General features: G+C 68.8%; 24 protein-coding genes. 11 read left to right on the top strand and 13 right to left on the bottom strand.

Features of this window, described 5'->3' with window-relative positions; genetic code table 11:
- The first annotated feature begins 158 nt into the window (after positions 1-158).
- Positions 159-1,076 carry a UTP--glucose-1-phosphate uridylyltransferase GalU gene (galU, locus tag BM175_RS08215; RefSeq protein WP_090961807.1) on the top strand — a complete coding sequence of 306 codons (918 nt, stop codon included), beginning with the start codon at positions 159-161 and terminating at the stop codon, positions 1,074-1,076.
- 58 nt (positions 1,077-1,134) lie between these two features.
- Here galU and BM175_RS08210 read toward each other — a convergent pair whose 3' ends face one another.
- Positions 1,135-2,889 (bottom strand): outer membrane beta-barrel protein, encoded by a 1,755-nt coding sequence (locus BM175_RS08210; protein WP_175526799.1) that lies wholly within the window; start codon positions 2,887-2,889, stop codon positions 1,135-1,137.
- A gap of 149 nt (positions 2,890-3,038) precedes the next feature.
- Between BM175_RS08210 and BM175_RS08205 the strand changes: the two genes are divergently transcribed.
- Positions 3,039-4,037 (top strand): KpsF/GutQ family sugar-phosphate isomerase, encoded by a 999-nt coding sequence (locus tag BM175_RS08205; protein ID WP_090961803.1) that lies wholly within the window; start codon positions 3,039-3,041, stop codon positions 4,035-4,037.
- A 37-nt stretch (positions 4,038-4,074) separates the two neighbouring features.
- On the opposite strand, the gene hemH is transcribed toward BM175_RS08205, so the two are convergent.
- The 4 genes from hemH to BM175_RS08185 all read right to left on the bottom strand — a co-directional run bounded on the left by hemH (position 4,075) and on the right by BM175_RS08185 (position 7,789).
- Positions 4,075-5,139 (bottom strand): ferrochelatase, encoded by a 1,065-nt coding sequence (gene hemH, locus BM175_RS08200; RefSeq protein ID WP_090961801.1) that lies wholly within the window; start codon positions 5,137-5,139, stop codon positions 4,075-4,077.
- 132 nt (positions 5,140-5,271) lie between these two features.
- Positions 5,272-5,649: an Omp10 family outer membrane lipoprotein gene (locus tag BM175_RS08195; RefSeq protein WP_090961799.1), complete on the bottom strand. Its 378-nt coding sequence runs from the start codon at positions 5,647-5,649 to the stop codon at positions 5,272-5,274.
- A gap of 87 nt (positions 5,650-5,736) precedes the next feature.
- Positions 5,737-6,213 carry a nuclear transport factor 2 family protein gene (locus BM175_RS08190; protein ID WP_090961797.1) on the bottom strand — a complete coding sequence of 159 codons (477 nt, stop codon included), beginning with the start codon at positions 6,211-6,213 and terminating at the stop codon, positions 5,737-5,739.
- A 130-nt stretch (positions 6,214-6,343) separates the two neighbouring features.
- A complete protein-coding gene (locus BM175_RS08185; protein WP_090961795.1) occupies positions 6,344-7,789 on the bottom strand; it encodes a homospermidine synthase in 1,446 nt (481 codons plus the stop codon).
- 126 nt (positions 7,790-7,915) lie between these two features.
- Between BM175_RS08185 and BM175_RS08180 the strand changes: the two genes are divergently transcribed.
- Complete coding sequence (locus BM175_RS08180; RefSeq protein WP_090961792.1) at positions 7,916-8,887, top strand: small ribosomal subunit Rsm22 family protein; 972 nt, start codon at positions 7,916-7,918, stop codon at positions 8,885-8,887.
- A 4-nt stretch (positions 8,888-8,891) separates the two neighbouring features.
- Here the strand turns inward: BM175_RS08180 and BM175_RS08175 are convergent, their stop codons facing one another.
- Positions 8,892-10,721: a M3 family oligoendopeptidase gene (locus BM175_RS08175; protein ID WP_090961790.1), complete on the bottom strand. Its 1,830-nt coding sequence runs from the start codon at positions 10,719-10,721 to the stop codon at positions 8,892-8,894.
- A gap of 315 nt (positions 10,722-11,036) precedes the next feature.
- Here BM175_RS08175 and BM175_RS08170 point away from each other — a divergent pair, with 315 nt between their 5' ends.
- Together BM175_RS08170 and BM175_RS08165 are read left to right on the top strand one after the other, a co-directional pair.
- The gene (locus BM175_RS08170) at positions 11,037-12,788 is read left to right on the top strand and encodes a peptidoglycan L,D-endopeptidase MepK (protein WP_175526798.1); all 1,752 of its coding nucleotides are present in this window, start codon (positions 11,037-11,039) and stop codon (positions 12,786-12,788) included.
- A gap of 348 nt (positions 12,789-13,136) precedes the next feature.
- A complete protein-coding gene (locus BM175_RS08165) occupies positions 13,137-13,562 on the top strand; it encodes a Ros/MucR family transcriptional regulator (protein ID WP_090961786.1) in 426 nt (141 codons plus the stop codon).
- Positions 13,563-13,651: 89 nt separating this feature from the next.
- Here the strand turns inward: BM175_RS08165 and BM175_RS08160 are convergent, their stop codons facing one another.
- Together BM175_RS08160 and BM175_RS08155 are read right to left on the bottom strand one after the other, a co-directional pair.
- Complete coding sequence (locus BM175_RS08160) at positions 13,652-13,912, bottom strand: DUF2312 domain-containing protein (RefSeq protein ID WP_055892534.1); 261 nt, start codon at positions 13,910-13,912, stop codon at positions 13,652-13,654.
- Positions 13,913-14,012: 100 nt separating this feature from the next.
- Positions 14,013-14,312 (bottom strand): DUF1244 domain-containing protein, encoded by a 300-nt coding sequence (locus BM175_RS08155; RefSeq protein WP_090961784.1) that lies wholly within the window; start codon positions 14,310-14,312, stop codon positions 14,013-14,015.
- Between the two features lie 187 nt (positions 14,313-14,499).
- Here BM175_RS08155 and BM175_RS08150 point away from each other — a divergent pair, with 187 nt between their 5' ends.
- Both BM175_RS08150 and pyk read left to right on the top strand, forming a co-directional pair.
- Positions 14,500-14,970 carry a DUF1036 domain-containing protein gene (locus BM175_RS08150; protein ID WP_090961782.1) on the top strand — a complete coding sequence of 157 codons (471 nt, stop codon included), beginning with the start codon at positions 14,500-14,502 and terminating at the stop codon, positions 14,968-14,970.
- Positions 14,967-16,403, top strand: coding sequence for a pyruvate kinase (gene pyk, locus BM175_RS08145; RefSeq protein WP_090961780.1), 1,437 nt, complete (start codon positions 14,967-14,969; stop codon positions 16,401-16,403). Before BM175_RS08150 ends, pyk begins: the two co-directional genes overlap by 4 nt.
- A gap of 4 nt (positions 16,404-16,407) precedes the next feature.
- Here pyk and BM175_RS08140 read toward each other — a convergent pair whose 3' ends face one another.
- The 5 genes from BM175_RS08140 to BM175_RS08120 all read right to left on the bottom strand — a co-directional run bounded on the left by BM175_RS08140 (position 16,408) and on the right by BM175_RS08120 (position 19,226).
- Positions 16,408-17,064 carry a tetratricopeptide repeat protein gene (locus BM175_RS08140; RefSeq protein WP_090961778.1) on the bottom strand — a complete coding sequence of 219 codons (657 nt, stop codon included), beginning with the start codon at positions 17,062-17,064 and terminating at the stop codon, positions 16,408-16,410.
- A gap of 72 nt (positions 17,065-17,136) precedes the next feature.
- Complete coding sequence (gene ykgO / locus BM175_RS08135) at positions 17,137-17,262, bottom strand: type B 50S ribosomal protein L36 (protein WP_019998227.1); 126 nt, start codon at positions 17,260-17,262, stop codon at positions 17,137-17,139.
- Between the two features lie 152 nt (positions 17,263-17,414).
- The gene (locus BM175_RS08130; RefSeq protein ID WP_090961776.1) at positions 17,415-18,497 is read right to left on the bottom strand and encodes a 5-(carboxyamino)imidazole ribonucleotide synthase; all 1,083 of its coding nucleotides are present in this window, start codon (positions 18,495-18,497) and stop codon (positions 17,415-17,417) included.
- Between the two features lie 25 nt (positions 18,498-18,522).
- Positions 18,523-19,026: a 5-(carboxyamino)imidazole ribonucleotide mutase gene (gene purE, locus BM175_RS08125; protein WP_090961774.1), complete on the bottom strand. Its 504-nt coding sequence runs from the start codon at positions 19,024-19,026 to the stop codon at positions 18,523-18,525.
- The gene (locus BM175_RS08120; protein ID WP_055893011.1) at positions 19,023-19,226 is read right to left on the bottom strand and encodes a YdcH family protein; all 204 of its coding nucleotides are present in this window, start codon (positions 19,224-19,226) and stop codon (positions 19,023-19,025) included. Before BM175_RS08120 ends, purE begins: the two co-directional genes overlap by 4 nt.
- A gap of 290 nt (positions 19,227-19,516) precedes the next feature.
- Here BM175_RS08120 and BM175_RS08115 point away from each other — a divergent pair, with 290 nt between their 5' ends.
- The 4 genes from BM175_RS08115 (at position 19,517) to BM175_RS08100 (ending at position 22,560) form a co-directional block, all read left to right on the top strand.
- On the top strand, positions 19,517-19,690 hold the full coding sequence (locus BM175_RS08115; protein ID WP_082505842.1) for a YdcH family protein: 174 nt from the start codon (positions 19,517-19,519) through the stop codon (positions 19,688-19,690).
- Between the two features lie 162 nt (positions 19,691-19,852).
- Positions 19,853-20,512 carry a thiamine phosphate synthase gene (locus BM175_RS08110; RefSeq protein WP_090961913.1) on the top strand — a complete coding sequence of 220 codons (660 nt, stop codon included), beginning with the start codon at positions 19,853-19,855 and terminating at the stop codon, positions 20,510-20,512.
- Entirely contained in the window at positions 20,509-21,558 is a 1,050-nt protein-coding gene (locus BM175_RS08105) for a tetratricopeptide repeat protein (RefSeq protein WP_090961772.1), read from the top strand. The genes BM175_RS08110 and BM175_RS08105 overlap by 4 nt, the downstream gene beginning before the upstream one ends.
- Positions 21,559-21,705: 147 nt before the next feature.
- Complete coding sequence (locus BM175_RS08100) at positions 21,706-22,560, top strand: inositol monophosphatase family protein (protein ID WP_090961770.1); 855 nt, start codon at positions 21,706-21,708, stop codon at positions 22,558-22,560.
- Positions 22,561-22,681: the final 121 nt, after the last annotated feature.

Below are 22,681 nucleotides of genomic sequence, written 5' to 3'. Positions count from 1 at the left end.
TTTACCACGTCCGGACACGAAAAGCTTTTCGATGTGTGAGGTGTCATCTAATCAGCATCTTCTTGGGCGAAATCACGGCGCTCGCGGGCGATTCGCTCGACGCGACGTTTCGATCGGGCATATAGTCACGATCTCGTAACCGGCAGGAAGGATCACGAATGCGCAAGGTCAGGAAGGCCGTCTTCCCGGTGGCGGGTCTTGGAACGAGGTTCCTGCCGGCCACCAAGGCAATCCCCAAGGAGATGCTGACGGTCGTCGACCGCCCCGTGATCCAGTACGTCGTGGACGAGGCCCGCGAGGCGGGCATCGAGCACCTGATCTTCGTCACGGGCCGTAACAAGGGCGTGATCGAGGACTACTTCGACATTCAGGTCGAGCTCGTGAACACGCTGACCGACCGCAACAAGCAGACCGAGCTGAAGCTCCTCGACAGCCTGCAGCCGACGCCCGGCACCGCGAGCTTCACGCGACAGCAGGCCCCGCTCGGCCTCGGCCACGCGGTCTGGTGCGCGCGCGACCTCGTCGGCCCCGAGCCCTTCGCCCTCCTCCTGCCCGACATGATCATGCAGGACACGCAGGGCTGCCTGAAAAAGATGGTCGAACTCTACGAGGAGACCGGCGGCAACGTCATCTCGGTGGAGCAGTGCGATCCGGCCGAGACCCACAAGTACGGCATCGTCGGCAAGGGCGCCGAGGTCGGTTCGGGCTTCCGCATTGACGGCATGGTCGAGAAGCCGAAGGCCGACGAGGCGCCCTCGAACTTCTTCATCTCCGGCCGCTACATCCTGCAGCCCGAGATCTTCGACATCCTGTCGACGCAGGAAAAGGGGGCGGGCAACGAGATCCAGCTGACCGACGGCATGCTGAAACTCGCCAAGCAGCAGGATTTCTTCGCCTACCCGTTCGCCGGCCGCACCTTCGACTGCGGCTCCAAGGAAGGCTTCATCCAGGCCAACGTCGCCTTCGCCCTGTGGCGCCACGACATCCGCCATAAGGTCTTCGACGACCTCGAGGAGCTGATGCGCACGGTGGAGCCGGAAGAGCGCCGCACTGCGCCGCGCACGGCGGCCGAGTAAGGGCTCCACGAGCACCGAATATGAGAAAGGGGCGCCGCAGGGCGCCCCTTTTTCGTGCTCAGCGCTGGAGCCGCACCCCGAGCCGGAACGTGTTGGCGTCGTAGTCGAGCCCCGGCAGCGGCGAATCGAACCGGTCGTATCGGTAGCGCGCGGTCACCGCGAGGTATCGGCTCAGCCAGTAGGTGAGGCCCGTTTCGGCCGCATAGAGGTTCTCGTCGCCCGCCACAGGTCCGTCGCGAAGGCCGACGATCAGGCGCCCTTCGAGATCGATCCGCGCGGTTGCGCGGTGGCGAAGGCCGAGCGAAGCCTGGTAGAGCGTCGAGGTTGCCAGACCCGACGTGTCCGGTTCAAAGAACGTCTCGGCCTGCAGAAGGACATCGGTGCCGCGTCGCGGCGACCAGTTCACCCTTGCGTCGATGGTCGGGCTCGCCTCCGTGCCGAGCCGGTCGTCGTCCGGCACGTTCCAGGCGTAGCCGACCGCGACGTCGCCCGACAGCTTCTCGCCCCAGTCGAAGCCAACCCCGCCGCGCAGCGCCGGGATGAGGCTGTCGCGCGAGGGCGAGCCGAGAAGGGTCTCGTCGAACAGCCGTCGTCCGACGCTCGCCGACACGAAGGGGCGCAGCGCGGGCGTCACGTCGTAGCCGGTCCGAAGGCCCACGCTCCAGGTGGTGAAGCTGTCGTCGAGGCGGCGCACGGCGCCGTCGAACAGCCCGTCGTCGCGGTCCTCGCGCACCGCCGACAGGTCGAGCTGGTTGTGGAGGCGGCCGACATCGCGCGCGAGCGTCGCGCCGGCGGAATAGGCAAGAATGTCGCGCGTCGACGCTTCCGCGGTGGCCGGGCCGCTCACCAGGGGATCGTCGCGGTCGAAGCGCAGCGCACCGCGCAGCGTCGCAGTCCAGTCGCGGCTCATATCGAGGCGAAGACGCGCGTCGACGTCGATCCGCGGAACGTCCTGCAAGGGCCCGGAATCGTTGCGGCGGAAGCTTGCGAGCGCGTTGATCTCCGCCTCGTGGCGGTCCCAGTTCGAGAGGAGGCGGACCGAGCCGGAGGTCTCGGAAAACGCGCCTCGCACCCCGTCGAGCGTGTTGGTCAGGTTGTCGGACGTGCCAAAGCTCTGCTCCAGCGTGGAATAGAGCGTGAAGGAGCCGAGCCGCAGGCCGAGCGGCGCGAACGGGTCGTCTGGCGTCCGGGGCAGGGCGCGGCGGAGGTCGTCGAGGCCCGCACCGCCCTGGCGGCCGAGCTGCGTGTCCTGCGTCGGGCTGCGCACAGGGCCGACGGCGCGGAACAGATTGGGCGGCAGGTCGGCGGCGGCAGGGCGCAGTTCCGTTTCATCCGCGGCCAACTCGGCGTCGGCGGAAGCGATCCCGTCGAGCGCGGCTGCGGCGCCCGTGCGCGAGGCGCGCGCCGGCCGGACGCCGGCATCGACCGGTTGGGCCGGAGCGGCCTGCCGCGTCGACTGCGGCAGGTTCTCGCGGCGCGGCTCCGGCGGGCCGGCGAAGAGGTCGAGCGCCTCGGCGGGATCGGCGGCGTCGGCGTCCGGCCGGGCAGGCGGCGGCGCTTCGGCCGGGTCGGCGAGCGGGGTGTCGAGGTCGTTCGACAGCTCGCGCTGCGCAGGATCGAGCGGCTGCACCGCCTCGCGCTCGCGGGAATCCTGCGTCTGCGTGCGAAGGTCCACCGTGTCGGACAGGCGCATCTCGTCGGCACGCCCGCGGATCGGGGGCCCGTCGCCGGCATCCTGCGCCAGCGCAAGTCCTGCGACCGGTCCGGCGCTCAGGAGCAGCGAGGCGAGGAGGGGGCGAAGGAGGGGCGTCATGTCCGATCGGGTGATGGGCGCAGCGCGTCGGCCGGCCGGAGGGCATCGATGTCTCGATTCGTAGGCGCCCATCATGGAGCCGGGCTGACCGAACGGCACGTGGGGCGAGGGCGCTGGCGCGTACCGCGCCGCGGGAGTAAGGGATGCGAATGACCCTGAACGCTCTTCCGCTCGCCGCCGACCCCACCCCCGGCACCCAATCGGCGATCCGCACCGTCCGCACCGAGGCCGAGGGCCTGTCGCTCCTCGCCGACGCGCTGGCGGGCGATCTTGGCGCCGCCTTCGAGCGCAGCCTCGACCTCATCGCCGGCGTGCGCGGGCGCCTCGTCGTCACCGGCATCGGCAAGAGCGGCCATGTCGCCTCGAAGATCGCCGCGACCTTCGCCTCCACCGGCACGCCGGCCTTCTTCGTCCATCCGGTCGAGGCCAATCACGGCGATCTCGGCATGATCGGGCGCGACGACGCGGTGCTCGCCATGTCGTGGTCGGGCGAGTCGGCCGAACTCACCGGCATCGTCTCCTACACCCGGCGCTTCCGGATCCCGCTGATCGCCATCACCTCGCGCGAGACCTCGGCGCTCGGCTCGGCCGCCGACGAGCGCCTCGTGCTGCCGCGCGTCACCGAGGCCTGCCCGCACGGCCTCGCGCCGACGACCTCGACGACGCTCCAACTGGCGCTGGGCGACGCGCTGGCCGTCGCGCTCCTGGAGCGTCGGGGCTTCAGCCCCAGCGACTTCCGCGTCTTCCATCCCGGCGGCCAGCTCGGCGCGAGCCTTCGCCATGTCGGCGACGTCATGCACAAGGGCGAGGCGCTGCCGCTGGTGGCGAGCGGCACGAAGATGGGCGAGGCGATCCTCGCCATCTCGCGCAAGGGCTTCGGCTGCGTCGCGGTGGTGGACGAGGCCGGGCGGCTGCTCGGCATCGTCACCGACGGCGACCTGCGCCGTCACCTCGCCTCCGACCTCCTGTCGCGCACGGTGGACGAGGTGATGACGCCCTCGCCCAAGACCATCCGGCCCGACACGCTGGCGGCCAAGGCACTCGACATCATCAACGGTGCCAACATCACGGCGCTGATGGTGGTGGATAACGAGAGGCCGGTGGGCATCATCCACCTCCACGACCTCCTGCGCATCGGCGTCGCCTGAGGGCGGCGGCGGTCTGCCGCCGGGCGAGCGCTCCGCGTCAGTCCACCCAGCCGCGTAGCTCGCGGCGGACCATGTGCTCGATCACGTCCATCCCGTCCTCGGAATCGTTGAGGCATGGGATGTGGCTGAAGTGCTCGCCGCCGTGCTCGCGGAAGATCTCGCCGGCCTCGCCCGCGATCTCCTCGAGCGTTTCCAGGCAGTCCGAGACGAAGCCGGGGTTGAGGACGGCGATGCGCTTGATGCCCTGCTTGGCGAGCGCCTCGACCGTCTTGTCGGTATAGGGCTGCAGCCACTCCTCCGGCCCGAAGCGGGACTGGAAGGTGGTCATGAAGCGGCCCTTCTCCCAGCCGAGGCGCTCCTCGACGAGGCGCGAGGTCTTCTGGCAGTGGCAGTGATACGGGTCGCCCTTGCGGAAGTAGCTCTGCGGGATGCCGTGATAGGAGGCGATGACGCGTTCGGGCTCGAAGGGAAGCGAGGCGAGATGCGTCTCGATCGAGCGCGCGAGCGCCTCGATATAGACTGGCTCGTCGTGGTAGGCGGGCACCGTGCGCACGGCCGGCATCCAGCGCTGCGCCATGAGGTGCTCGAAGAACTTGTCGTTCACCGTCGCGGTGGTCGAGGCCGAATACTGCGGGTAGAGCGGGAAGCAGAGAATGCGCTCGCACCCCTCCGCCCGAAGCGCCTCGACGCGGGTCGCGATCGACGGGTTGCCGTAGCGCATGCCCCAGTCCACCACGACGTTGCGCTCGCCCGACATGCGCTGTGCGAGCTTCTCGCCCTGCGAGCGGGTGAAGGTACGTAGCGGGCTCTCGTTGCGTTCCTTGTTCCAGATCTGCTCGTAGGCGTGGCCGGACTTCTTCGGCCGCGTGTTGAGGACGATGCCGTAGAGGATCGGGAACCACGCGGCACGCGGCCATTCGATGACGCGCTTGTCGGACAGGAATTCCTGGAGATAGCGCCGCATCGGTTTGTAGTCGGTGCCGTCGGGCGTGCCGAGATTGACGAGGAGCACGCCCACCTTCTTCGGCTTCACCGGCGGATGGCCCGGCGGCAGCGGGCCGATCGCGGTGGAGGACGCGGCGGGATGAGGGCTGGTCAGCATGGGCGCGTTCGCTTGCAAGGAACCGGAAACGACTGCGGCGGCGGGCCGCTTGGGGCCGCCGCCGCAGTCGGATATGGACAGGGGAGGGCGTGCGGGCAAGCGGACAAAGCGTCCGCCCCGCTCAGGACCCGATCAGGCCTTGCGGCTGAACTCGAAGCGGCTGCCGTCGGCGTTGACGCAGGCCAGCCGGTCGGCCGACATCTGCGCGCAGTTCACCGAGACCTGCTGGTTGCGCGAGCGCGAGGTGTAGATGATGCTGGCCTGCGCCTGACCCGTCTTGGTGTAGTTGCCCTCGGCGAGAACGGCGCCGGTCGCCGCTTCCTTCGAGGTGAAGCGCCCACCCGCGAAGGTCGCGGTGTAGGCGACCGGGCCCCCGACCGATGACCACTCGCCTTCGAGACCCGCCGGGCGCGGGGCGACCGCCATCTGCTGCGGCGGCGCCATGGTCTCGCAGGCCGACAGGGCGAGCGCGGCGGCAAGGACGGGCAAGGCGCGGGTGAAGGAACGCATCGGCGACTCCGGAGGGGCAAACGATAAAGGTTGAAATAAGTTTAAGGCAGATGCCGCCCGGAGTCATGGGCGCCCGTCGCGCTATCCTCAGCCGCGTGTGCCAGATCCCGCGAACGCTTCCTCGCGCTTGGGCGAAATCACAGAATGGATCGTGCCGATCGTCTCGATCGAGCGGATGCGACCGTCCGTGGTGAAGGAGAACCAGTACATCGTGCTGCCGGTGACGAGCGAGCCGTTCGTCTCGTCCTGCCGCGTCCAGTCGCAGCGGCTCGCGCCCTCGTCGTCCTCGACCACGATGCCGCGCGGCTTGTAGGAGATGTAGGTCGCACGGCGCAGGAGCTCGTTCAGGAAGGACTTGGCCTCTTCCTCGCCCTGCAGGCGATACTCGCCCTCCATCCGGTTGAACCAGGGCGCGTCGATGATCCCCGCGTTGTTCCGGTTGGAGAACATGGCGCCGGGCGCGAAGTGGCGCGCGATCGAACCGGGTGAGCCGGACATAGCCGCGTCCATGATTTCGCGGATGATACTGCGCTTACGCTGGGCTTCGGACAAGAACTCGCCCATCAGACACTCCTCAAGCGCATCAAGCACTTGGGGCTGAATGTTAGGGCGGGCGAACCGATGCGCCAGACTATAACGAAAAAGCCGCAGGATGACCTGCGGCTTTTCCACTGTTGATTTTGGTTATCCGACTTTATCGGACGAGGATGTTCCGGAACTGCCAGGGGTCCTTCTCGTCGAGATCCTCGGGGAAGAGGCCCGGGCGGTCGGTCAACGGCGTCCAGTCGGTGTAGTAGCCCTTCACCGGTCCGAGATACGGGCGCTGCACTTCGAGGCAGCGGCGATAGTCCATCTCGTCGGCCTCGACGATGCCGGCTTCCGGGTTCTCGAGCGCCCAGACCATGCCGGCGAGCACCGCCGAGGTGACCTGCAGGCCGGTCGCGTTCTGGTAGGGCGCGATGCGGCGTGTTTCCTCAAGCGACAACTGCGAGCCGTACCAGTAGGCGTTCTTCTCGTGCCCGTAGAGGAGGACGCCAAGCTCGTCGATGCCTTCCACCAGCTCGTTCTCGTCGAGGACGTGGTGTTCCGGCTGGATCTTGCCGGCCGCGCCGAACAGCTCGTGCAGCGACAGCACCGCATCGTTCGCCGGGTGGTAGGCGTAGTGGACGGTCGGCCGATAGGTGACCTCGTCCTCCTTGTTGCGATGGGTGAAGTAGTCCGCGATCGAGATGGACTCGTTGTGCGTGACGAGGAAGCCGTATTGCGGGCCCGGCGTCGGGCACCAGGTGCGCACGCGCGTGTTGGCGCCGGGCTGCTCGAGATAGATGGCGGCCTGGCAGCCCTTCTTGTGAGTCTTGCCGTTCTTGGGCATCCACTTCTCGTGCGTGCCCCAGCCGAGCTCGGCCGGCTGCATGCCCTCCGAGAGGAAGCCCTCGACCGACCACGTGTTCCAGAACACGTTGCGCGGCTTCGGCTTGGCGGCGACCTGCGTGTCGCGCTCGGCGATGTGGACGCCCTTGACGCCGACCTTCTTCATCAGCTTCGCCCAGCCCTCGCGGTCGTCCGGGCCCGGCTCCTCGAAGTCGAGGTTGGTGTCGCGCGCGATGTCGACGAGCGCCTGCTTGACGAACCAGGAGACCATGCCCGGATTGGCGCCGCAGGTGGAGACCGCCGTGGTGCCGCCCGGATGCTTGCGCTTCTCCTTGCGCAGCGTCTCGCGCAGCGCATAGTTCGTGCGGTCGGCGTTCGACATCGTGTCGTCGAAGTAGAAGCCGAGCCAGGGCTCGACCACCGTGTCGATGTAGAGGACGCCGAGCTCGCGGCACATGCGCATGAGGTCGACCGAGCCGGTGTCGACCGATAGGTTGACGAGGAAGCCCTGGCCGCCGCCATCCGTCAGAAGCGGCGTCAGCAGATCGCGGTAGTTCTGCCGCGTCACGCCTTCCTGGATGAAGCGGATGCCGCGTTCGTCGAGGAGGTGACGGCTGGTGTCGCGCGGGTCGATCACGGTGAAGCGCGACTTGTCGAACTTGAAGTGGCGCTCGATCAGCGGCAGCGTGCCGCGCCCGATGGAGCCGAAGCCGATCATCACGATCGGGCCGGTGATCTCGGCATGGACCGGGAAGTTCTCGTCTGCCATGGGGTCCCTTTCGGTCTGGACGTGTCTGGAAGCGCCGGGCTAGAGCAGAACGCTGTCAAATAAAAGGGGCTTGGCGTTCGGAGGTCGGCGGAAGCGCTGGACCGTGGGACGCCCGCGCATCGATCCATGGACCTGCCGACCCCCTTGCGTGCCGCGATCGAGGCGGAGATCGCCGGCACCCCGCTCGCGGACCTTCGACGAGCCGGCGAGGTGCTGTCCGGGCGATACCGCGCCGAGACCCGGGACGGTCGCATGCACCTGTCCGACGACCTGTTCGCGAAGGCCTATGCGGCGGCGCGCCTGCCGGCGACCTATGCCGCCCTTCGCGCCGCCCTCGCTTCGCTGGTCGAGGGGCGCCCCGACTTCGCGCCGGCAACGCTTCTCGATGTCGGCGCCGGCCCCGGCACCGCGCTCTGGGCCGCCGCGGACGCGTTTTCCACGCTCGGTGGCGCGACGCTCCTCGAAGCCTCCGCGCCGATCCGCCGGCTCGGGCAACGGCTCGGCGCCGGCGCCTTCGCGTTCGCGCCGGACTGGCGTGCGGGCGACCTTGCGGCGGATCTGGCCGCGATGCCGCACGCCGATCTCGTGACGCTCTCCTACGTTCTCGACGAGATCGCGCCGGCCGCGATCGCGCCGCTCGCCGACAGGCTCTGGTCGAAGACCGACCGCGTCCTCCTCGTCGTCGAGCCCGGCACGCCCGCCGGCTGGACACGAATCCTAGCGGTGCGCGACCGCCTCATCGTGGCGGGGGCACATGTCGTGGCGCCCTGTCCGCATGCGCAGGCCTGCCCGATCGTCGCGCCCGACTGGTGCCATTTCGCCCAGCGCCTGCCGCGCTCGCGCCTTCACCTGCGCGCCAAGGAGGCCGAGGTGCCCTACGAGGACGAGAAGTTCGCCTACGTCGCCCTGTCGCGCGACGCACCGGCGGGGCCGAGCTACGGGCGCGTCCTCGCCCCGCCGCGCGCGGGCAGCGGCAAGGTGCGCCTCAAGCTCTGCCGCCCCGACGGCACGATCGCCGACGCGCTGGTGACCAAGCGCGATGGGGATCGTTTCCGGGAGGCGAGGCGGGCCGACTGGGGCGACCGCCTCGAAGGGTGAGCTGTCAGTCCGCCTTGTCCATCGCCTCCAGTTCGTCGATGAGCCCCGAGATCATCGACAGGCCCTGACGCCAGAAGGCGGGATCGGTCGCATCGAGCCCGAACGGGGCGAGAAGCTCCGAATGGTGCTTGGTGCCGCCCGCCCGCAGCATCGCGAAATACCGGTCCTGGAAGCCCTCTTCGGCGTTCTGGTAGACCGCGTAGAGCGAGTTCACGAGGCAGTCGCCGAAGGCGTAGGCGTAGACGTAGAAGGGCGAGTGGATGAAGTGGGGGATGTAGGTCCAGAAGGTCTCGTAGCCCTCGCCGAGGTTGACCGCGGGACCGAGGCTCCGCTTCTGGATCGCGATCCAGATCTCGCCGATCCGCTCGGCCGTCAGCTCGCCCTTGCGGCGCTCGATGTGGATCTCGCGCTCGAATTCGTAGAAGGCGATCTGGCGGATCACCGTGTTGATCATGTCCTCGACCTTCGAGGCGATCAGGGTGCGCCGTTCGGCCGGTGATGCCGCGCGCTGGAGCAGCGAGCGGAAGGTCAGCATCTCGCCGAAGACCGAGGCCGTCTCGGCGAGCGTCAGGGGCGTCGAGGCCATCAGTGCGCCCTGGTCGCCCGCCAGCACCTGATGGACGCCGTGGCCGAGCTCGTGCGCGAGCGTCATCACGTCCCGCGGCTTGCCGAGATAGTTGACGAGGACGTACGGATGCACGCTCGGCACCGTCGGGTGCGCGAAGGCGCCCGGCGCCTTGCCGGGGCGTACCGCCGCATCGATCCAGTTCCGCTCGAAGAATCGGCCGGCGATCTCGGCCATGTCGGGCGCGAAGTCGCGATAGGCCGACAGCACCGTCTCGCGCGCCTCGTCCCAGCCGATGTCACGCTTGGCGGCGCCCGGCAGCGGCGCGTTGCGGTCAAAGAATTCCAGCGCGTCGAGGCCGAGCCACTTCGCCTTGAGGGCGTAGTAGCGATGGGCGATCGACGGGTAGGCGTCCGATACCGCTTTGGCGAGCGCGTCGACCACCTCGCGCTCGACACGGTTGGCGAGGTGGCGCGAGTCCGCGACATCCTCGAAGCCGCGCCAGCGGTCCGAGATTTCCTTGTCCTTGGCAAGCGTGTTGGTGACCAGTGCGAAAGTGCTCAGGTTGCGGCGGAACACCTCGGCCAGCGCGGCGCCGGCCTTGGCGCGCCGGGCGCGGTCGGGGTCCTGCAGGAGGTTCAGCACCTCTTCCAGCGCCAGTTCCTTGCCGTCCACCGTGAAGCGCAGCGCCGTCATCGTCTCGTCGAAGAGGCGGTTCCAAGCGCCATGGCCGGTCACCGACTTCTCGAGAAACAGCTCCTCCACCCGGTCCTCGAGCTGGAAGGGCTTGTCCTGGCGCAGATCGACGACCCAGGGACGGTAGTGCGCCAGCTGCGCGTCGCGCTCCATCGCAGCGTCCATCGCCGGCTCGTCGATGCGGTTGAGCTCGAGCGCGAAGAACAGGAGAAGCGACGAGATGTCGGTGACGCGCGCCTGCATGTCGCCATAGAACTTGGCGTTGGCGGGCGAGGCGGTGTCGCCGGAATAGACGAGGCCGGCATAGGAGATCAGGCGGCCGAGAAGTTCCTCTAGCGCCTCGAACTCGGCGATCGCCGCCCCGAGGCCGTTCTCGCCGGTCAGGTCGGCCGCTTCACCGAGGCGTCCCTTCCAGCGTGCCTGGAACGCGGCGGCGCGGCGGCTTGCCTCGTCAAGGTCGCGCTTGATCTCGGGCGCATCGATGCCCGCGTAGAGATCGGACAGGTTCCACTCGGGAAGCGCGGCTCCCTCGACGGCCGAGGGGCTGGACGGGGACGGCGACGCTGGGCTCATGGGCAGGACACTCCGGGGAACGACGCAAGGCCAGACCTTCGGGAAGGCCGGCTCGACCGGCCATATAGGACGCCCGCAGCGTCGGCGCATCCTTCGCGCTTGGGCATGCGTCGGAAGACGGTCCGGAGGCAGGCAGCGAGATCGGCCCGGTTTTCACTCGCCGTTAACCAAAATCCTGTGTATTGGCGAAACAATGGACCAAGTGTCATTTTCGTGCCGCACTTTTTCCCGATGAGCCTTGTCAGCCTGATCGGGGGCCATAGAAATCTGGTGGGGACATCCATCAGCGGGACGACGCACCGGGGGAAATACCGCATGTTCGGATGGACCGAATGCGTATCGCCACGCGCCTTCAAGCGTGCGGCGGTCGTCCTGATGGGCCTACTGGCCGCAACGGCGGCTGAGGCCGAGACGCGGACCCTCAAGCTCTATCACGTCCATCTCAAGGAAAAGTCCGAGATCGTCTACAAGCGTGACGGCAAGTTCCTGCCCGACGGCCTGAAGAAGGCCAACTGGGCGCTGCGCGACTGGCGCGAGAACAAGCCGACGACGATGGACCCGAAGCTCCTCGACCTTCTCTACGAGGCGCACAAGCAGTCCGGCTCGCGCGGCTATATCCACGTCATCGGCGGCTACCGTTCGCCCGGCACCAACAAGATGCTGCGGTCGCGCTCCAGCGGCGTCGCCGGCTCCAGCCTCCACATGTCCGGCAAGGCGGTGGACTTCTTCCTGCCCGACGTGCCGCTGAAGAAGGTGCGCGATATCGGCCTTCGCATGCAGCTCGGCGGCGTCGGCTACTATCCGCGCTCCGGCTCGCCCTTCGTCCATTTCGACACCGGAAAGGGCCGCTACTGGCCGCGCATGAGCCGCAGCGAGCTCGCCAGCATCTTCCCGAAGGGCAACACGATCCACGTGCCTTCCGACGGAAAGCCGCTGGCCGGCTATGAGACGGCTCTCGCCTCCTACAACAAGCGCAAGGGCGCGAACGACGTGCAGATAGCGTCCTCGTCGCGTAGCGGCGGCGGCCGTTCGCTTCTGGCGGCGATCTTTGGCGGCGGCGCGGACGAGGCTGAGGACGAGGCCGAGGCCACGGCTGCACCCGTCGGCCGCACCCCGGCCGCGCGTCCGGCGCGGACGGCGCCCGAGCCCGAGGTCCAGGTCGCTGCGGTCCGCCCGGCGCGCGCTCTGCCGCCTGCCGCGCTGCCCGCCGGCGTCGCCATGCCCGAGCGCGACACGTTCGACGGGTCGAGCCCGGCTCGCACGGCCCCGCCCGCCGGCATCCCCGCGGCTGAGACCGCGGTCGCCGCCCTGGTTCCGGCCCGCGTGCCGCTGCCCACCAGTGCGCCGGTCCGCCCGGATGCCGTCGATCCCGCGACGACCCTCGTCGCCGCGCTGGAAGCCGAGGCCGAAGTCGCGCCCGGCGCTCCCGCCCAGCTCGCCTATGCCGTGCCGATGCCCCGTGCCCGGCCGCCGTTCGAGGCGGTGCTGCGCGCCGACCAGGCCGCCCTGCCGACACCCCGCATGATCGGCGCCGAGCCCGAACTGACGCCCGAATCCATCATCGCCGCCGCCATGGCGGAGAGCACCGCGGCCGCCGCCGGTGCAGAGCCGGCTGCGCGTCCTGCCGTCACGCCGTCGCATCGTCCGGTGGAAGCGACGGCGATCGCCGCCCTTGCCGCCGCAGCGCCGATCCCGGCTTCGTCACAGCCGGTCCGCGTCGCGTCACTGGCCACGCCGGCGGTGTCGAAGTCCGCTGCCCGGCCAGCCGTGTCCGCCAAGGGCGGGCGCGTCGTCGGCGACGAGGCGGCGATGGCCGCCGCCCGCCGCGCCGCGCAGCCGTCGGCGCGTATCATCGCCGAGCGCGTCGAGGTGGCCGCGCTGATCGCCAACCCTGAGCGCCGCGCATTGGAGGCCGACCTCCAGCGTCCCGTCGCCCACAGCCTGATCGGCAACGTGCCGGACACGGTGTTCGCGCATGGCTTCTCGCGCAAGACCGGCTCCCCGTCGGCCGCGGGCCGCTTCGAGGGCAAGGCCGTCAACTTCATGCCGGTCCGCAAGATCAACTGACCGGACGCTTCGATCGCTCGACGCCCGCACCCTCGGTGCGGGCGTTCGCGTTTGTGCAGTCGAGGCGCCATCAGGCCCGAAGGCCCAAGTTTTCGCGGCCGGTTGTGTCGGGTCCCATGCCCACATCTCAAGTTGAATGCGGCAGAGGTCGCGGGACGTCGGCGCACTGAACTTGCCGTACACCGATCCGAGCTTGACAAAAATCAGATGGTTTCTCAGATACCGTTTGAATCAACGATGGTGCATAGTTGCTTCGCTGGGTCCGGAAGACGATTCGCGATTTGTCGCAATCGCCGGGCGCAAGGGACTTTGCCAACTGTCGCGCCTGACGATCGGATCGGAAAAGACATGGACGAGTTGAACCTGCCGGATGACAATGATGATCTGATGGAGCTGACGGCGGATGTCGTCGCGGCCTATGTCAGCAATCATTCCATGCCGGTTGCCGACCTGCCCGCCCTGATCGCGGACGTCCATGGCGCCCTCGGCATGACCGGCGCACAGCCCGAGCCGCCTCCGGCCGAGAAGCCCAAGCCCGCCGTTTCCGTGAAGAAGTCGGTCACCGACGAGTACATCGTGTGTCTCGAGGACGGCAAGAAGTTCAAGTCGCTGAAGCGTCACCTGATGACGCACTACAACCTGTCGCCCGAGGAATACCGCGAGAAGTGGGACCTGCCGGCGGACTATCCGATGGTGGCGCCGAGCTACGCCGCGGCGCGCTCGCGCCTCGCCAAGCAGATGGGTCTCGGCCACAAGCGCCGTCGCGGCCGCTGAAGCTTCGGACGCCAGCCGAATAAAGAACGCCTCCGGCGCGAGCCGGAGGCGTTCTGCGTTTCGATAGGCTGTTCGGGGGGGGGGGCGGCTTACTCGCCGGACGGCATCATTCCCAGCGCCTGAAGGTAGAGGTCGAGGATCGCGTCCATCTCGGCGCGCTCGTTGGCGTCCTGCTTGCGCAGCGAGATCACCTTGCGCAGCACCTTGACGTCGAAGCCATTGCCCTTGGCTTCGGCATAGACGTCCTTGATGTCGTCGGAAATCTGCTTCTTCTCCTCCTCGAGGCGCTCGATGCGCTCGACGAAAGAGCGGAGCTGATCCTGGGCGACTTCCTCGGTGGCGTTGGACATGGAGAACCTCGTAACGGACGACTGGGGCAGGGCGCCGGAACCGGCGACCGCTTTCCCCTCTTCGATGACGCCGAATGGTTACCCGAGCGTTACGCCGGCCTCAATCGTGCGGCTTGGATGCGTCGAACGTGGCCTGCGCCTCGGCGCTCGCCTCACGCTGGTGTCGTGCGCGCCACTCGTCGTAGGGCATGCCGTAGACGATCTCGCGCGCTTCCTCCTTGCCGATTGGCCGACCGGCCTCGGCGGAGGCTTCCGCATACCAGTTGGACAGGCAGTTCCGGCAGAAGCCCGCGAGATTCATCAGGTCGATGTTCTGCACGTCGGTGCGCTCGCGCAGGTGGTCGCGAAGTCGCCGGAAGGCAGCGGCTTCCAGTTCGGTGGTGGTCGGTGCGCGGTCCATTCGCGAGGTCCCTTCATCAGGCGTTCGGCATCGATATCGGGCCCGGCGCCGCGCGCCGCAAGCGGGCTCACGGGTGCGATCGTATCGATTTAATAAAAAGAATGGGCCATCCGGCCCGCCGCGTCTTTGACAGTTTTACCGACTATGCGAGAAGGGCCCGCCGCTGTCCTTATCCAAAGGGTCGCCCATGCCGTCTCGCCCGATCCTGGGGCTCCGTTCCCCGATCGCCGCCGCCGTTCTGACCCTTGGTCTTTCCGTCCTGTCGCTGCCCCTGTTCGCTGCCGCCGCCCATGCCGATTTCCGGGTGTGCAACGGCACGCAGGCGCTGGTCGGCGTCGCGGTCGGCCAGCGAACGGCGGAAGGGTGGGTCAGCGAGGGCTGGTGGCGCATTCCGGCGACGACCTGCCGCTCTGTCATCGAGGGTGAGCTTCAGTCGCGCTACTACTACATCTACGCCGAGGACGCCGAGGGTGTCGGTCGGTGGGCGGGCGACATCGACATGTGCATCGCCGAGAACGAGTTCAAAATCGTCGGGGTCAAGGACTGCTTCGCCCGAGGGTACCAGAAGATGGGCTTTCGGGAGTACGACACCGGCGGGCAAGGCAGCTGGATGGTCCAGCTGACGGAAGCGGCACGCGAAGGGACCGACCAGCCATGAAACGCAATCGCCGCGTGAAGATTCTTGCAACGCTCGGACCGGCCTCGTCGGACGAGGCGATGATCCGCAAGCTGCACGAAGCGGGCGCAGACGTCTTCCGCATCAACATGAGCCACACCGATCACGATTCGATGCGCGAGCTCGTCGCCCGCATCCGCCGGGTCGAGGCGGCCGTCGACCGGCCGATCGGCATCCTCGCCGACCTGCAGGGGCCGAAGCTTCGCGTCGGCAAGTTTGCCGACGGCAAGGTCGACCTCAAGCCGGGCGACATCATCACGCTCGACGACAATCCCGAGCCCGGCGACGCGACGCGCGTCTACCTGCCCCACCCCGAGATCCTCGAGACCGTCCAGCCCGGCCATCGCCTCCTGATCGACGACGGTAAGCTGCAGCTGCGCGCCCTGTCGACCACTGGGACGGCGATCCGCTGCGAGGTCGTCGCCGGCACGCGCATCTCGGACAAGAAGGGCGTCAGCCTTCCCGACACGCTGCTCACGAGCGGCGCGCTGACCGACAAGGACCGGCGGGACCTCGACGCGGTGCTGGAAGCCGAGGTCGACTGGCTCGCCCTGTCGTTCATCCAGCGCCCGGAGGACCTCGCCGAAGCACGCAAGCTGTCGCGCGGGCGCGCCGGCCTCTTGTCGAAGATCGAGAAGCCCCAGGCCGTCGAGCGCCTCGACGAGATCATCGAGCTCTCCGACGCGATCATGGTGGCGCGTGGCGACCTCGGCGTCGAGATGCCGCTGGAGCAGGTGCCGGGCATCCAGAAGCGCATCACCCGTGCCGCCCGCCGCGCCGGCAAGCCGGTGGTGGTCGCCACGCAGATGCTGGAATCGATGATCACCGCGCCGGTGCCGACGCGCGCCGAGGTGTCGGACGTATCGATCGCCGTCTTCGAGGGTGCCGACGCGATCATGCTGTCGGCCGAGTCGGCGGCGGGTGCCTATCCCGTCGAGGCGGTGCAGACCATGGACCGCATCGCGGTCGAGGTGGAGAAGGATCCGCTCTATCCCGGCATCATCTTCGCGCAGCGCCCCGCCGCCGAGGCGACCGGCGCCGATGCCGTGTCGCTGGCCGCGCGCCAGATCGCCGAGACGCTGCAGGTCGCGACGATCGTCACCTACACCTCGACCGGCACGACGGGCATCCGCACGGCGCGCGAGCGCCCGCAGATCCCGATCCTCGCGCTGTCGCCGATCGAGGCGACCGCGCGCCGCCTCAGCCTCGTCTGGGGCCTCCATTGCGTGGTGACGGACGACGCCTCCGACATGGAGGACATGGTCAACCGCGCCTGCCGCCTCGCGGTCCAGCAGGGCTACGCGCGGGTCGGCGAGCGGGTGATCGTGACGGCCGGCGTGCCGCTGCGCACGCCCGGCGCCACCAACATGATCCGCATCGCCTATATCGGCTCGGACGGCCTGTCGGCCATCTGACGGATCAGGCGGGCTGGCCGGAGAGTTCTTCGGCCAGCCGCCCCGCCGCGTCCTGCGCGGCCTTCAGGGTCGGATAGATGGCGAGCGCGCGGCTGTAGGCGTCCAGCGCCTCCCGGTCGCGGCCCAGCTCTTCCAGCATGGCGCCAAGCCCCGTCAGCGCGCCGAAATGGCGCGGCTCGCGCTTCAGCACCGCCTCGACGTCGGCCATCGAAAGCGCGTAGCGATTCTGCGTGTAGTGCAGCGTGGCGCGCCGGTTGTAGGCTTCCGCGTAGTCGGGATCGAGGACGATCGCCTGGTCGGTGAAGTCCAGCGCCGCCGCCGCATCCTTGCGGGCGATGGCCTGCGTGGCGCGCAGCATCAGGAGATCCACCGTCGCGCTGCCGCTTTCCAGCCAGACGGACTGGATCTCGTTGGCGATCCCGGTCGCCTTCTCGGCGTCGGGCTCGCGCTTCAGTCGTTCGAACAGCCCGCCGAGACGAGCCTCGCGCGTCTCGGCGACGGGCGGCGCCGCAGGAGAGCTGTTTGCTGCCGCGGCCGGCGTCTCGGGGGCGGGCAGTGCGCCGGGCGCCGTCGCATCCTGCGCCATCGAGGGCGCAGTCACCGTGGCGGAGACGAGGGCGGCGGCGAGAAGGGTGGTCTTGAAACGGGAAAAGGCGCGCATGGGACGAACTTACGTCGTCCCGGCGCGCCTTCCAAACAATTTCCGAGGAGCCGCTGGAGCGGCTCCCAGGCGTCAGCCCTGACGCGCCTTGTAGCGCGGGGCTAGCTTGTTGATGATGTAGATGCGGCCCTTGCGGCGAACCAGGCGGTTGGCGCGGTGGCGGCCCTTGAGGGACTTCAGCGAGTTCTTGATCTTCATGACTTCGACCGTCGATTGCGAGGCGACGATCGGGCCTAGTCCCATTCCGCCGCATAATGAAAAACGCGCCGTGGGGGCGCGTCGACCTGAGGGTGGCAATAACGGCAGGCGGGGTGCAATGTCAACCATGTGACGGCGCCCCGCCCGCCCTTTCAGATGGCCTTTCGCGGGCTCAGCCGGGTGACGTGGCCCATCTTGCGGCCGGGCCTTGCTTCGCGCTTGCCGTAGAGCGTGACGAGCGTGTCCGGTTCGGTGAGCAGCGCCTCGGCCCGCTCGACGTCGTGGCCGATGAGGTTCTCCATCACGCAGTCGGAATGGCGGTTGGCGGGCCCCAGCGTATGGCCCGCGACCGCGCGGATGTGCTGCTCGAACTGCGAGATCGTGCAGGCCGCCTCGGTCCAGTGGCCCGAATTGTGGACGCGCGGCGCGATCTCGTTGACGAGGAGCGTGCCGTCCGTGCCCACGAAGAACTCGACCCCGATGACGCCGACATAGCCGAGCCTGTCCATGATGGCGCGGGCGGTCTCGACCGCCCGTTCGGCGATCTCCTGCGGTACCTTTGCCGGCACCGTCGAGCGGCTGAGGATGCCCATCCGGTGGACGTTCTCGGCCGGATCGAAGGCGACGAAGGAGCCGTCCTGCCCGCGCGCCGAGATCACCGAGATCTCGCGCTCGAACGGCACCTTCTTCTCGAGGATCGCCGGCACCGAGCCGAGGCTCTCGAAGACGTCGTCGTGCGGGCCGCCGTCCGCGATCGTCGCCTGCCCCTTGCCGTCGTAGCCGAGGCGGCGCGTCTTCAGGATGCAGTCGCCGCGAAGGTCGAGGAGCGCGTGGTCGAGCTCCTGCGGGTCGTCCACCGCGCGCCAGGGCGCCGTCGCGATGCCGATGCCGTTCAGGAAGGCCTTCTCGACCACCCGGTCCTGCGCGACCTCCAGCGCCTCGATCGGCGGATGGATGGGCTTGGCGGCCTGAAGCGCACGCAACGGGCCGACCGGCACGTTCTCGAACTCGTAGGTCACGACATCGCTGCGGTCGGCCAGCTGGCGAAGCGCGGCCGCGTCGTCGTAGGCGCCGCGGATCAGCTCGTTTGCGACCTGCGCCGCCGGGCAGTCCGCGTCGGGATCGAGCACCAGCGTGCGGAAGCCGAGGCGCGCGGCGCTCGACGCCAGCATGCGGCCGAGCTGGCCGCCGCCGATGATGCCGATCGTGGAGCCGAAGGGGAGGGGGGCTGTCATGCGGTCCGCCTCGATAGGGGAAGGATCAATGCGCGGGCGCCGCGTCGTCGACGGGATGCTCGGCGACGGCTTCGCTCTGGCGCGCGCGCCACGCGTCGAGACGCCCGGCGAGCCCGGCGTCGGTGAGGGCGAGCACGCTGGCGGCGAGAAGCGCGGCGTTGACCGCGCCCGCACGCCCGATGGCGAGCGTGCCGACCGGGATGCCGGCCGGCATCTGCACGATCGACAGGAGGCTGTCCTGGCCGGACAGCGCCCGGCTTTCCACCGGCACGCCGAAGACCGGCAGCGGTGTCATCGAGGCCGTCATGCCCGGCAGGTGGGCGGCGCCTCCGGCGCCGGCGATCACCACCTTGAAGCCCTTGTCGCGCGCGCCCTTGGCGAAGGCGACGAGGCGGTCGGGGGTGCGATGGGCCGAGACGATCAGCGCCTCGTGCGCGATGCCGAGCGCGTCCAGCGTCTCGACCGCGTGCTTCATGGTGGCCCAGTCCGACTGGCTGCCCATGATGACGGCGACGGGCGGCATCATCATGCGATGATGTCCGGCAGGACCTGATCCTCGAGATCTTGGAGGCGGTCCTTGATCAGGAGCTTCTTCTTCTTCATGCGCTGGATCTGCAGCCGGTCGCAGCCGGTCGTCTCCATCGCCTCGATCGCGGCGTCGAAATCCGCGTGTTCCTGGCGCAGCCTGGCGAGCTGCAGCCTGAGTTCGGCCTGTTCCTGATCCGCCACCAAGGTCCCCTCGAACGCGATACCCGTCGTGCCCCGGCACCCGGTCGACGGGCCGCGGCATCACAAAAAATCGACCCCGCGTCCTCGGCCCCGCGCCAAACCCGCGCAAACCCTGATCCCGGACGCTCCGACCCCGCCTCTTCGTTATCAGGATGGAGGCAATTTAAAAACCCGGGTCTTGATCCGCATTCGACAGGCCAAAACTTATATGACACCTTCATGTCGTCCACGGCGCTTCGGTCGTCCGGGCGTCGATGGAGGGAGACTAGAGACCCAAAAGGAGCTCAAGAATGTCCTTGGATGCCCATCTCGCGACCTTGGAGCAGCGCCACTCGGCCCTGAACGAGGAAATCGCCACGGCCCACACCAAGCCTGCCATGAGCGATGCGGAAATACAGGACCTGAAGCGGCGCAAGCTGCAGCTGAAGGACGAGATCGAGCGTTTGCGTCAATCGACCCACTGACCGCCAAATCAGCATTCTTGGGCGCGGCCTCACGAGGGGCCGCGTCCTTTCCGATCCGGGCGCGACCCTTGTAGTCTCGCCGCAATCGGTATCTACAGCAGCCCGCCGGCCGATCCGGCCCCCGACCCGGCGCCACCGGCGCCCGCTGCGCAGATGTTTCTCATGACCGAAGACGACCGTATCCGCCCCCGACTGGTCCTGGCGACGACCCTCTTGCCGGACGGCGATGCCGGCGAGGCCGCACTGAAGGCCGCGATCGGCGCGGGCGACGTCGCCTCGGTGCTGATCGATCCGGCCGGCCGCCAGCCCGGCCCGTTCCAGGATTTCGCCGAACGACTGGTGCCGCTGATTCAGGAAGCGGGGGCGGCCGCGATCGTCGCTGAGGATACGCGCTGCGCCGGCCGCGTGCGCGCCGACGGCTTCCACGACGCCTCGGGCAGCGTTCCCGCCCTGCGCGAGGCGGTCGGCCGCCTCTCGCCGCGCCTCATCGTCGGCGGTTCCGGTTTCACCACGCGCCACGATGCGCTGGAGGCCGGCGAGTGCATGCCGGACTACATGTTCTTCGGCAAGCTCGGCGCCGACAGTGCGGCCGAGCCGCTGCGGCGCAATCTCGAGCTTGCCGAATGGTGGGCCTCGATCGTCGAGATCCCCTGCATCGTGCAGGGCGGGGCGGATCTGGCGACGCTCGCCAGCGCGATCGAGACGCGCGCCGAGTTCATCGCCCTGTCGAGCGCCGTCTTCGCCGATCTCGGCGCGGCGGCCGCGCAGGTCGAGGCGGCCAACCGGATGATCGACCGGGCGATGGAGGAGGCGGCTGCATGAAGCGCGCCGCGCTCCTCGCCACGCTGCTCATCGGCGCGCCGGCCTTCGCGCAGGAAGCGCCGCCGCCGGCCGCCCCGGTCGCGCCGCCGTCGGCCCCTGCCGGCGGGGCGACGGCCAGCGGGGCTGCGGCCTCGCCCGCCGGCCCGCTGTCGTCCAACCTCCTGCCGACGCCGGTCGCGAAGGCCACCGACGATCCCACCGCCGCCGACGGCACCTCGGCGAGCGCCCAAGCTTACGGCGCCTTCCAGCGCGGCTACTATCTCTCGGCGCTCCGGATCGCCGAGCCGCTGGCCAATCTTGGCGATCCGGCCGCGCAGACGCTGCTCGGCGAGATCTACGGGCGCGGGCTCGGCGTGCCGCGCGACGAGACCGAGGCGGCGCGCTGGTACGGCGTCGCGGCCAAGGCCGGCGTGCCGGAGGCCCAGTTCCGCTACGCGATGCTTCTGATCGAGGGGCGCGCCGTCGCGCACGACGACGCCACGGCACGCGATCTGATGAAGGCGGCGGCGGATGCCGGCAATCCGCTCGCGGCCTACAACTATGGCCAGATGCTAATCCGCGCCGCGCCGACCGGCGGCTTCGGCGATGCGGCGAGTTATTTCCGGAAGGCGGCCGAATCCGGCCTGCCCGATGCGCAATACGCGCTCTCCCAGCTCTATGCCTACGGCAAGGGTGTCGAGAAGGCCGACGACGCAGAGGCGCGCCGCTGGCTGGCCGAAGCCGCCAAGGGCGGCAGCGACACCGCGCAGATCGAACTCGGCATCTGGCTGATCAACGGCCGGGGCGGGGCGCCGGACCCGGTGGAAGGCTTCCGCTGGCTGAAGGGCGCGGCCGAGCGCGGCAATCCGATCGCCGTCAACCGCATGGCCCATCTCTACAAGGACGGCGTCGGCACCCCGCGCGACCGGGCCCAGGCGGCGATGTGGACGGTGCTCGCCCGGCGCGCCTCCAATTCCGACGCCACGCTCGACGGCTGGTTCCGCACGCTGCCCGATGCCGACCAGAAGGGGGCGCTCGAAGCCGCCAACCGCTTCCGCACGAGCTGACGCGCCGGACTTGAACCGACCGGCGTTTTGTGGTTCCAAGGCCCCCGTTCCCCATTTCGTCCTGCGCCGTATCCGGCTGCGGGAGTGCGGTGTCCGCCCCGGCGGCCTCTGCCCGTTCTTTCGATTGTTGTCAGGAAAGTTGAAGCCATGGCCCGTTCGGCGCTGATGAACGTGATGACGCAGGCCGCCATGAAGGCGGGGCGCTCGCTCACGCGCGATTTCGGCGAGGTGCAGAACCTCCAGGTCTCGATGAAGGGGCCGGCCGACTTCGTGTCGCACGCCGACCGCAAGGCCGAGGAGATCGTCTTCCAGGAACTGTCGCGCGCGCGGCCCGACTGGGGCTTCCTGATGGAGGAGCGCGGCGCGATCGAAGGCCGCGATCCCCAGCACCGCTGGATCGTCGATCCGCTCGACGGCACCACCAACTTCCTGCACGGCATCCCGCATTTCGCGATCTCGATCGGTCTGGAGCGCGACGGCCAGATCGTCGCCGGCGTGATCTTCAACCCCGCGACGGACGAGCTCTACTCGGCCGAAAAGGGCGGCGGCGCCTTCCTTAACGACCGGCGCATCCGCGTCGCCGCGCGCACCAAACTTGCCGAGTGCGTCGTGGCGACCGGCATTCCCCATCTCGGCCATGCCGACCACGCGCGCTACCTCTTCGAGGCCCGCAAGATGATGGGCGAGGCGGCCGGCATCCGCGCCTTCGGCTCGGCGTCGCTGAACCTTGCCTATGTCGCGGCGGGCCGCATCGACGGCTTCTGGGAGCACTCGCTCCGGCCGTGGGACGTCGCGGCCGGCTCGATGCTGGTACGCGAGGCCGGCGGCTTCGTCACCCATTCCGACGGCTCGAAGTTCGAGTTCGTGGAGGGCGACATCGCCTGCGGCAATGAGATCATCCACCGGGCGCTGGTGGGCGAGCTGAAGAAGGCGGCGACCGCCATGCGCGGCACGCCGAAGCCGAAGGCCGAGGACGCTGACGCGACCGAAGCGGCGTCGTAACGACGGCAGGCATCGTTCGGCGGCCCGGTTCCGTGCCGCCAAAGCCTTGTGAGCCGCGCGCTTTTGCCGAAAAACCGGTTTGCAGCGCGCGCCCGCTCAGCTAGCTTCGCGGCCAGCCAGC

The organism is Aureimonas phyllosphaerae, from assembly GCF_900113065.1.
GTDB classification, from domain to species: domain Bacteria; phylum Pseudomonadota; class Alphaproteobacteria; order Rhizobiales; family Rhizobiaceae; genus Aureimonas; species Aureimonas phyllosphaerae.
Note: the sequence above shows the minus strand (reverse complement) of the source record. Positions and strands in the feature narration are given on the sequence as shown.